An 8,409-nucleotide genomic window follows, 5' to 3' on the forward strand; every position below is an offset into this window, starting at 1 on the left:
GGTGGGACGGCAGAAGGCCCGCCGGCGCGTGCCGGCGGGCCTTCTGTGCGGTGGTCGGGCGTCACATGCTGGCGACGTCGCCCTGCTTGGCGCGGACGGCCTCGGCGGCCTCCTTCAGCGCGGCCAGCTCGTCGGCGTCCAGGTCGGTCTCGACGACCCGCTTCACGCCCTCGGCGCCGATCTCGGCCTCGACACCCAGGTAGACGCCGGAGATGCCGTACTCGCCGTCGACCCAGGCGCACACCGGCATGACCGCGCCGGAGTCCTCGGCCACGGCCTTCGCCATCCGGGCCGCGGCGGCGGACGGGGCGTAGTACGCGGAACCGGTCTTGAGCAGCGCGACGACCTCGGCGCCACCGTTGCGGGTCTTGACGACCAGCTCCTCGATCTGCTCGGCCGGCATGACGTCACGCAGCGGCTTGCCGTTCACGGTGCTCTTCGACGGCACCGGGACCATCGTGTCGCCGTGCGAGCCGAGCGTCAGGGTCCGTACCGACTTCACCGGCACGCTCAGCGCCTCGGCGACGAAGTTGGTGAAGCGGGCGGTGTCCAGCATGCCGGCCTGGCCGAGCACCCGGTTCTTGGGGAACTGGGTGGCGAGCTGGGCCAGCGCGGTCATCTCGTCGAGCGGGTTCGACACCACGATGACGACGGCGTTCGGGGCGTACTTGGCGACGTTCTCGGAGACCTGCCGGACGATCTTGGCGTTGGTCTCCAGCAGGTCCATCCGGCTCATGCCCGGCTTGCGCGGCAGGCCGGCGGTGATGACGACGACGTCCGAGCCCTCGATGGCGTCGTAGCCCTCGCCGTTCGGGCCGGTGGTGACGCCGACGACCTTGGTCTCGAAGCCCTCGACCGCGCGGGACTGGTTGAGGTCGAGCGCGAGACCCGCCGGCTTGCCCTCCACGATGTCGGTGATGACGACGGTGTCGAAGACGTCGTACTCGGCCAGGCGCTGTGCGGTGGTGGAGCCGTAGAATCCGGCGCCGACGACAGTGACCTTCTTACCCATGGTCGTCCCACTCCCTGATACCAGTCGGTTTTCCGGACCGTATCAGCCATCCTGGCACCGATCGGGTCAGGGGCGGACGGTTATGACCTGGGTGGGTGTCAGCCCGCCCGCTCGGCCCGTTCGACCACGTTCGTCAGCAGCATCGCCCGGGTCATCGGGCCGACGCCGCCGGGCATCGGCACGAGCTTGCCGGCGACCTCGGCCACCTCCGGGTCCACGTCGCCGGTGTAGCGGCCCTTGCCGTCCTCGCCGATGACCCGCGTGATGCCGACGTCCACCACCGTCGCACCCGGGTTGATCATGTCGGCGGTGAGCAGCCCGGGCACCCCGGCGGCGACGATGACGACGTCGGCGGCGCGGGTGTGCGCGGCCAGGTCGAGCGTGCCGGTGTGGCAGAGCGTCACTGTGGCGTTCTCGCTGCGCCGGGTCAGCAGCAGGCCCAGCGGGCGGCCGACCGTGTTGCCCCGGCCGACCACTGCCACGTTCGCGCCGCGCAGCGGCACGTCGTGCCGGCGCAGCAGCTCCACGATGCCGCGCGGGGTGCAGGGCAGCGGCGCGTCGTACCCGAGGACGAGCCGGCCCAGGTTGACCGGGTGCAGCCCGTCGGCGTCCTTGTCCGGGTCGATCGACTCCAGCGCGCGCTGGGTGTCGAGGTGCCCGGGGAGCGGGAGCTGGACGATGTAGCCGTGACAGGCCGGGTCGGCGTTCAGTTCGGCGAGCGCCGCGTCGAGCTGCTCCTGGGTGGCGTCGGCGGGCAGCGTGACCCGCAGCGAGGCGATACCGACCTCGGCGCAGTCGCGGTGCTTGCCGTTGACGTACGCCTGGGAGCCGGGGTCCTCCCCGACCAGCACCGTGCCGAGGCCGGGAGTGATGCCGCGTTCCGCGAGCGCCTTGACCCGGGCTCCTAGCTCGTCCTTGATCTCCGCCGCGGTGGCCTTGCCGTCCAGGATCGTCGCCGTCACGTCGTGATCGTCTCACGGCCCCGGGCGGACCCGGACGACGACGGCCGACGATCACGCTGCGCAACGTGCCTTAAGTCACGGAGGGTGATCAGTCACTGGGACGCGGCGGCCCGGGCGCACCCGGGGAGGCAGGGATCGGGCAGACGGCCCAGGCGCCTCAGATGCCTCCGACCCCGACCTGAACCGCCCACCGACGGCGAACAAAACGCCCGGCACGGGCGAGTTCTAGCACCCACGAGCGGCAGCGACAAGGCTCGCCGGACACGATCCGTCATCAGTTGACCACGCACCAGTTGTCGACGGGCCGGATCGCGACCTACCGTTACCGCTCGTTGCGCAGAGTCACCCAGCGCCGGGACGACCGCGCAGCGTGAGGAGATGAGGAGACTCCATGCGTGTTCGTAGGCTCGCGGCCTGGGCCGCGCTCCCGCTCGCGGTGACGCTCGGCCTGACGGCCTGCGGCTCGGGCGGTGGCGGCGGCGGTGCCGGCGACTCCGATGCGGCCGTGCGGATCGAGATCGCCGAGCCGCAGCACCTGGTGCCCACCAACACCAACGAGACGAGCGGCTCCCAGGTCCTGTCGGCCCTGTTCAGCCCGCTCGTCGACTACGACGAGGCGAACAAGCCGCACGAGGTGGCGGCCGACTCGGTGACGACGTCCGACAACAAGGTCTGGACGGTCAAGCTGAAGCCCGGCTACACGTTCCACAACGGCGAGAAGGTCACCGCCGACAACTACATCGACGCCTGGAACTACGGCGCCTACGCGCCGAACGGCCAGAACTCCAGCTACTTCTTCGAGAAGGTGGCCGGCTACGACGACCTCCAGGGCGAGAGCCCGAAGGCGACGACGATGAGCGGCCTGAAGAAGGTCGACGACCTGACCTTCACCGTGACGCTCAGCCAGCCGTACGTGGACTTCAAGTCCATGCTCGGCTACACCGCCTTCTACCCGCTGCCCAAGGCGGCCTTCTCCGCTCCGGGCGTGCTCGCCGAGGGCTACGAGCAGGCGCCGATCGGCCAGGGCCCGTTCAAGATGAAGGGCAACTGGCAGCACGACGCCAAGGTCGAGGTGGAGCGCTACGACGCGTTCCCGGGCCAGCAGCCCAAGGTCGGCGGCGTCGAGTTCCGCATCTACCAGCAGCCGACCGCCGCGTACGCGGACGTGCTGTCGGACAACCTCGACGTGATCAAGACGATCCCGACCGAGAACCTGTCGACCGCCTCGACCGACCTGGGCGACCGCTTCCAGCAGAGCCCGGCCTCGTCGCTGCAGGTGCTGGCCTTCCCGACGTTCCAGGAGGAGTTCAGCAAGCCCGAGGTGCGCAAGGCGATCTCGATGGCGATCGACCGGGACGAGATCACCAAGTCCATCTTCAAGGACTCGCAGCAGCCGGCCCGCTCGTTCGTCTCGCCGGTGGTCGCCGGTTACCGGGAGAACACCATCGGCACCGCCGGCGCGTTCGACCCGGTCAAGGCCAAGGCCATGTACGAGGCCGCGGGCGGCCCGAAGAAGATCGAGCTGTCCTACAACGGCGACGGCGGCCACAAGGACTGGATCGACGCCACCTGCAACCAGCTCAAGGCCAACCTGGGCGTGGACTGCGTCGGCACCGCCGAGCCGAAGTTCGCGGACCTGCTGACCAAGCTCAAGCAGAAGCAGCCGGTCGGCCTGTTCCGGATGGGCTGGGTCATGGACTACCCGTCGATGGAGAACTACCTCGGCCCGCTGTACAGCACCACCGGCTCGTCGAACTACTACGGCTACAGCAACCCGGAGTTCGACAAGCTGCTCGCCGAGGGCGCCCGCGCGGCGACCGAGGACGAGGCGATCAAGAAGTACCAGGCGGCGGAGGACCTGCTCGCGCAGGACATGCCGGTGATCCCGCTCCGGTACGGGCAGAACAACTTCGGCCACTCGACCAAGGTCAAGAACGTCCACGTGGACCTCTTCGACCGGGTGGACCTGCTGAAGATCGAACGCGCCTGACACCCCGCTGACGGGCCGGGCCACCCCCACGGGTGGCCCGGCCCTCGCATTGGCACGCATTTAGCCCGGTTTCGGCAGACTTGCCAGCATGCTCCGGTTCATCCTGCGGCGACTGCTCCAGATGGTCCTCGCCTTCTTCGGGACCACTCTGATCGTCTACGCGCTGATGTTCGCGGGGCAGGGCGACCCGATCCAGGCCCTCGCCGGGGAGCGGCCGGTGACCGCCGCGCAGCGGGCCTATCTGACCGAGAAGTACCACCTGGACGCGACGGGCGTCGGCGGCTTCTTCTACCGCTACTTCGACTATCTGGGCGGCCTGGTCCAGGGCGACCTCGGACAGTCGCTGACCGGGCGGCAGATCAGCGACATCCTCGCCGCCGCCTGGCCGGTCACCCTGAAGCTCGCCGTGATCGCGATGGCCGTGACGGTGATCTTCGGGGTCACCGCGGGCGTGATCGCGGCGATCCGGCGCTCCGGCGTGTTCGACCACGCCACGCTCGTGCTCACGCTGCTGGTGCTCGGCATCCCCACGATCGTGCTGGCCCCGCTGGCCCAGTACTTCCTCGGCGTCCGGTGGCCGGTCTTCCCGCCCACCGCGGGAGCCCAGCCGTCCTTCTACGCGCTGCTGCTGCCCGGCATCGTGCTCGGCTCGCTGTCCCTGGCCACCGCGCTGCGGCTGACGCGTACCTCGGTGACCGAGAACCTGCGCGCCGACTACGTCCGGACCGCCCGCTCCAAGGGCCTGCGGCGACGCCGGATCGTCGGGGTGCACGTGCTGCGCAACTCGCTCATCCCGGTGGTCACCTTCCTCGGCGTCGAGCTGGGCAACCTGATGGGCGGCGCGATCATCACCGAAGGCGTGTTCAACGTCCCGGGCGTCGGCTTCAACCTGTTCCGCGGCATCCGCACCGAGGACGGCCCGCTGGTGGTCGGCATCGTCAGCGTGCTCGTCGTGGTCTACCTGCTGTCCAACCTGGTGGTGGACGTGCTCTACGCCGTCCTCGACCCGAGGATCCGCTATGAGTGAGCGCAGCGAGGTGCCGCAGTGAGCGACTTCGAGACGGTGGCGGCCACGGAGAACCAGGCCGCGCGGCGCGGCGTCTCCGGCGAGCCGGGCACGCCGGGCCGGGCCGGGCGGCCGGACCGGGCCCGCAGCCTGGCCGGTGACGCCTGGCGGGACCTGCGCCGCAACCCGGTCTTCTGGATCAGCCTGCTCCTGGTGGTGCTGGTCGCCGCGATGGCGGTGGCGCCCGGGCTGTTCGCCGCCAACGACCCGCGCGACTGCGTGCTCTCCCGGCAGCACGCCGGGCCGTCCGGCGGGGCGATCTTCGGGTACGACTTCCAGGGCTGCGACACGTTCGCCCGGGCGGTCTACGGCGCCCGCGCCTCGCTGCTCGTGGGCGCGCTCTCCGCGCTGATCACCGGTGTGATCGCGCTCGTCGTCGGCATGCTCGCCGGCTACTTCGGCGGGTGGATCGACGCGGTGCTGTCCCGGGTGATCGACATCGTGCTCGGCATCCCGCTGCTGCTGGCCGCGATCGTGCTGCTCAAGCGCGTCAGCACCAGCGGCGACACGGTACGGCTGTTCGCGGTGATCCTCGTCCTGGCGCTGCTCGGGTGGACCACGGCGGCCCGGGTGGTCCGCTCCTCGGTGATCACCGCCCGGGAGCAGGACTACGTGGCGGCGGCCCGGATGCTCGGGGCGGGCAACGGCCGGATCATGTGGCGGCACATCCTGCCGAACGCGCTCGCCCCGGCCATCGTGGTGCTCACCATCGCGCTCGGGTCGTTCATCGCGGCCGAGGCGACGCTGAGCTTCCTCGGCATCGGGCTGAAGGCGCCGACCATCTCCTGGGGCATCGACATCGACGCCGGCCGGGTGCACATGCGGGAGTCGGCGACGCCGCTGATCGTGCCGTCGACGTTCCTCGCCCTGACCGTGCTCGCCTTCATCATGCTCGGCGACGCGATCCGCGACGCCTTCGACCCGAAGCTGCGGTGATCCGTGCGAGCGCGAGGAGTGAGCGCAGCGAGCCCCGCAGTCGCGAGCGAAAGGCAGGCACAGCCATGACGCAGAACGCGGTCCGGCCCACGCCGGCCTCACCCACGCCGCCCGGCGGGCACCTGCTCGAGGTACGGGACCTGCACGTCGAGTTCCGTACCCGGGAGGGCGTGGCCCGGGTGATCAACGGGGTGACGTACCACCTGGACGCCGGTGAGACGCTCGCGGTGCTGGGCGAGTCCGGCTCCGGCAAGTCCGTCACCGCGCAGGCGATCATGGGCATCCTGGACACCCCGCCCGCGTACGTGCGCGCCGGGCAGATCCTCTACCAGGGGCGGGACCTGCTCACCCGGCCGGAGGAGGAACGCCGGCAGATACGCGGCGCCGAGATCGCGATGATCTTCCAGGACGCGTTGTCGGCGTTGAACCCGGTCTTCCCGGTCGGCTGGCAGATCGGCGAGTCGCTGCGCGAGCGGGCCGGGATGTCGCGCGCCGACGCGCGCAGGCGCACCGTCGAGCTAATGGACCTGGTCCGGATCCCGGCTGCGGCGAAGCGGCTCGGCGACTACCCGCACCAGTTCTCCGGCGGCATGCGGCAACGCGTCATGATCGCCATGGCGCTGGCGCTGGACCCGAAGGTGCTGATCGCCGACGAGCCCACCACCGCGCTGGACGTCACGGTGCAGGCGCAGATCATGGACCTCCTCGCCGACCTGCGCCGGGACCTCGGCATGGCGCTCGTCCTGATCACCCACGACCTGGGCGTGGTCGCGGGTGTGGCGGACCGGATCGCGGTCATGTACGCGGGCCGGATCGTCGAGCACGCCGACGTGCACGCGCTGTATCGGGCACCGGCCCACCCGTACACGAAGGGGTTGCTGGAGTCGATCCCGCGCCTGGACGTGCGCGGCCAGGCGCTGTCCAGCATCCGCGGGCTGCCGCCGAACCTGATGGCGATCCCGTCCGGCTGCCCGTTCCACCCCCGGTGCCCGTACGTCCAGCCGGTCTGTGTGGACGAGGTGCCGCACGACCTGGTGCTCGCCGACGGGCGGACCAGCGCGTGCCACTTCGCCCAGGAGGTGCACGATGACCGCGACGGCTGAACCCGCCAAGGTGCGCGGCGAGACGATCCTCGCCGTGGACCAACTGGTCAAGCACTTCCCGATCAGCCAGGGCGTGCTGTTCAAGAAGACCATCGGCCAGGTCAAGGCCGTCGACGGCGTCTCGTTCGAGCTGCGGCGCGGCGAGACGCTCGGCGTGGTGGGCGAGTCCGGCTGCGGCAAGTCCACGCTGGCCCGGCTGCTCATGCGCCTGGAGACGCCGACGGCCGGGCGGGTCACGCTGGAGGGGCGCGACCTGCTCCGGGCGACCGGGGCGGACCTGCGCCGGCTGCGCCGGAACATGCAGATGGTGATGCAGGACCCGTACACCTCGCTGAACCCGCGGATGACGGTCGGCGACATCATCGGCGAGCCGTTCGAGATCCACCCGGAGGCCGCACCGAAGCGCAGCCGGCGGCAGCGGGTGCAGGAGCTGCTGGACGTGGTCGGGCTCAACCCGGAGCACGTCAACCGCTACCCGCACCAGTTCTCCGGCGGCCAGCGGCAACGCATCGGCATCGCCCGGGCGCTCGCGCTGCGGCCCGAGATCATCGTCTGCGACGAGCCGGTGTCGGCCCTGGACGTGTCGATCCAGGCCCAGGTGATCAACCTGCTGGAACAGCTCCAGGACGAGCTGGGGCTGTCGTACATCTTCATCGCGCACGACCTGTCGGTGGTGCGGCACATCTCCGACCGGGTGGCGGTGATGTACCTGGGCCGGATCGTGGAGATCGGCACCGAGGAGCAGATCTACCAGCGCGCGACCCACCCGTACACCCAGGCGCTGCTGTCGGCGGTGCCGGTGCCCGACCCGGAGGCCCGCGACCGGCGGACCATCATCCGGCTCACCGGCGACGTGCCGAGCCCGGCCGAGCCGCCGTCCGGCTGCCACTTCCGGACCCGCTGCTGGAAGGCCGAGGAGGTCTGCGCGACCCAGGACCCGCAGGCGGTGCCCCGCGCGGCGGACCCGCACCCCAGCGCCTGCCACTTCGCCGAGGTGCGCACCGAGGCGTGACGACGAAGGCCCCGTCCCCCGGAGGAAGAGGGGGCGGGGCCTCCGATGCGGGCACGCGTGCGGAAGGCGGACCCGGGACGAACCCGAGGCGGAACCCGGCGGCGTGAGGCGCGCCGCCGTACCGGTGGCCGGCAGCTCGCGGCGGAACCGCCGGGTCGACGCGGCGGTTCCGGTGCGGCGCGAGCGCGGCGTCCCGGTGCGGGCTGCGGGTTCGGTGCGGCTCAGGCGGCCGGCGGGGCGCGCGCGGCGAGCGGGCCGCGCGGCGGCAGCGGCACGACCGGCGGCCGGGGCGCGGCCACGACGGGTTCCGGCACGGCCGGGCCGGCCA

The 8,409-nt window shown here is 71.1% G+C and carries 7 protein-coding genes; 5 read left to right on the top strand and 2 right to left on the bottom strand.

Translation table 11 applies throughout. The features are described 5' to 3' along the window. Nucleotides 1-61 precede the first annotated feature (61 nt). The gene (gene mdh, locus EAD96_RS12615) at nt 62-1,012 is read right to left on the bottom strand and encodes a malate dehydrogenase (protein ID WP_120573187.1); all 951 of its coding nucleotides are present in this window, start codon (nt 1,010-1,012) and stop codon (nt 62-64) included. 98 nt (nt 1,013-1,110) lie between these two features. After that, nucleotides 1,111-1,974, bottom strand: coding sequence for a bifunctional methylenetetrahydrofolate dehydrogenase/methenyltetrahydrofolate cyclohydrolase (locus EAD96_RS12620; protein WP_121684387.1), 864 nt, complete (start codon nt 1,972-1,974; stop codon nt 1,111-1,113). A 391-nt stretch (nt 1,975-2,365) separates the two neighbouring features. Between EAD96_RS12620 and EAD96_RS12625 the strand changes: the two genes are divergently transcribed. The 5 genes from EAD96_RS12625 to EAD96_RS12645 all read left to right on the top strand — a co-directional run bounded on the left by EAD96_RS12625 (nt 2,366) and on the right by EAD96_RS12645 (nt 8,081). Beyond that, nucleotides 2,366-3,964, top strand: a complete 1,599-nt coding sequence (locus EAD96_RS12625; protein WP_121684388.1) for an ABC transporter substrate-binding protein — start codon at nt 2,366-2,368, stop codon at nt 3,962-3,964. An 88-nt stretch (nt 3,965-4,052) separates the two neighbouring features. Continuing rightward, the gene (locus EAD96_RS12630) at nt 4,053-4,991 is read left to right on the top strand and encodes an ABC transporter permease (protein ID WP_120573184.1); all 939 of its coding nucleotides are present in this window, start codon (nt 4,053-4,055) and stop codon (nt 4,989-4,991) included. 18 nt (nt 4,992-5,009) lie between these two features. After that, entirely contained in the window at nt 5,010-5,966 is a 957-nt protein-coding gene (locus tag EAD96_RS12635; RefSeq protein ID WP_120573183.1) for an ABC transporter permease, read from the top strand. 65 nt (nt 5,967-6,031) lie between these two features. Continuing rightward, nucleotides 6,032-7,069, top strand: coding sequence for an ABC transporter ATP-binding protein (locus EAD96_RS12640; RefSeq protein ID WP_013473622.1), 1,038 nt, complete (start codon nt 6,032-6,034; stop codon nt 7,067-7,069). Next, nucleotides 7,053-8,081 (top strand): ABC transporter ATP-binding protein, encoded by a 1,029-nt coding sequence (locus tag EAD96_RS12645; protein WP_120573182.1) that lies wholly within the window; start codon nt 7,053-7,055, stop codon nt 8,079-8,081. Before EAD96_RS12640 ends, EAD96_RS12645 begins: the two co-directional genes overlap by 17 nt. Nucleotides 8,082-8,409: the final 328 nt, after the last annotated feature.

Origin of the sequence: Micromonospora sp. BL1, from assembly GCF_003667485.1 — a bacterium.
Lineage (GTDB): Bacteria > Actinomycetota > Actinomycetes > Mycobacteriales > Micromonosporaceae > Micromonospora > Micromonospora tulbaghiae.

Excerpts from the sequence above, each read along its gene's own strand:
- EAD96_RS12625 (WP_121684388.1), top strand. The coding sequence starts at position 2,366 with ATGCGTGTTCGTAGGCTCGCGGCCTGGGCCGCGCTCCCGCTCGCGGTG.
- EAD96_RS12645 (WP_120573182.1), top strand. The coding sequence starts at position 7,053 with ATGACCGCGACGGCTGAACCCGCCAAGGTGCGCGGCGAGACGATCCTC.
- EAD96_RS12630 (WP_120573184.1), top strand. The coding sequence starts at position 4,053 with ATGCTCCGGTTCATCCTGCGGCGACTGCTCCAGATGGTCCTCGCCTTC.
- EAD96_RS12640 (WP_013473622.1), top strand. The coding sequence starts at position 6,032 with ATGACGCAGAACGCGGTCCGGCCCACGCCGGCCTCACCCACGCCGCCC.
- mdh (WP_120573187.1), bottom strand. The coding sequence starts at position 1,012 with ATGGGTAAGAAGGTCACTGTCGTCGGCGCCGGATTCTACGGCTCCACC.